Source organism: Corallococcus llansteffanensis, from assembly GCF_003612055.1.
Taxonomy (GTDB): domain Bacteria; phylum Myxococcota; class Myxococcia; order Myxococcales; family Myxococcaceae; genus Corallococcus; species Corallococcus llansteffanensis.
In genome coordinates, this window is the sequence record NZ_RAWB01001023.1 from 1 (window position 1) to 1,380 (window position 1,380).

At 72.9% G+C, this 1,380-nt stretch carries 1 protein-coding gene and 1 pseudogene; one reads left to right on the forward strand and one right to left on the reverse strand.

All coding sequences use genetic code 11. The features are described from left to right. The coding region (locus D7V93_RS43015; protein ID WP_208723351.1) for a rhodanese-like domain-containing protein at nt 1-264 on the forward strand (264 nt) is incomplete at its 5' end. A 24-nt stretch (nt 265-288) separates the two neighbouring features. Here the strand turns inward: D7V93_RS43015 and D7V93_RS43020 are convergent. After that, nucleotides 289-1,380: pseudogene (locus D7V93_RS43020) on the reverse strand (serine/threonine protein kinase); the annotation flags it as partial.

Here is a 1,380-nt window from a genome sequence, read left to right on the forward strand (position 1 = left end):
GTGCTGGTGGACGTGCGCTTCCCCCACGAACACGAGTGGGTGGCCCTGCCCGACTCGGTGCTGATGCCCCTGCCGGAGCTGCCGGAGTACGACACCGCGCTGGAGGCCTTCCGGGGCCGCCCCGTCGTCGTCTACTGCCACCACGGGGTGCGGAGCCTGGACGGCGCCGCGTACCTGCGCGACCGGGGGCTGGAGGCCGTGTCCCTCAAGGGGGGCATCGACCTGTACTCGCTCACCGTGGACCCGTCCCTGCCCCGCTACTAGCCCCAGGGTGCGGCGCCCCACCGCCTAGAGCGAGGAGGCCAGGTCCAGCACCGACTCCGTCGTCTCGTTGGGGTTCACCGTCGCCTCGAAGGCCACGGGCTCCTTCAACTTCGCGCCGCGCAGCTCCAGGCGCTGCTTGCCCTCCATCAGCTTGAGCTGGGTGTTGGCGCTGCCGAGGAGCTGGTTGTTGCGGTAGACGGACAGGCCGGTCATCCCCTTGGGGGTGATCTTCAGCTTGAGGGTGCCTTCCTTGAAGCTGCGCTCGAAGGTCTTCAGCTCGCCGGGCTGGCCGAACGCGAGCTCCTCCGAGTCCTCCAGGTAGATGCCCTGGGCCTCGTTCTCCAGGATGAGCGTGTCCTGGAGGTGGGCGCCCTGCACGCGGGTGAGCGGCGCGGTGCCCAGCACCGTGACGGGCTCCGGGCTGCCACAGCGCTCCGTGTGCCGCACCGACACCTTCACCGGCTGGTTGGTGTTCACCGTGAGCCACACGCCCTGCGCATCCGCGGCGGTGGACGTCAGCGCCTTGATGATGGGCTCGCGGAAGAGGACGAGCACCGCGAGCAGGCCCACGATGAAGCCCACCATGGCCACCGTGCGCACCCCAGAGCCGCGGGGCGCCGCAGGCTCCGGCAGCGCGGGGGCGGCGGTGCGCGACGGACGGCGCTCGCCCGAGTCCTCGTCGTCCACCTCCACCGGCACCGGGCGCGGACGCGGGGCATCCACGCGGCTGGAGGTGCGGCGGCGCGGCGGCTCCACGGCGGACGGATGGCTGTTGCTGGTGCGCCGGCGCGGCGTGGGCACCGGCAGCGTGTCCGGATCATCCTCCGGCGGAGGCAGGCGGGTGCGCTCGTCGTCCTCCTCCACGTCCATGCGGTGCACGCCCGAGCGCGAGCGCGCGGGAGGCTCCGACACCGGCGTGGCGCGCGACATCGTGCGCCGGGGCGGCGGGGGCACGTCCTCCACCGACTGGCGGCTCAGGTCCGAGCGTGAGTTGGTGCGCGCCACCTGGGTGACGCCCGGGTTGCTGGACGTGTTGCGGCGGGCCACCGGCTCCGACACGCCGGTGCGACGGCGCGGCTGCGACTCCACGCCGGTGAGCGACGGCGCGTCGTACTC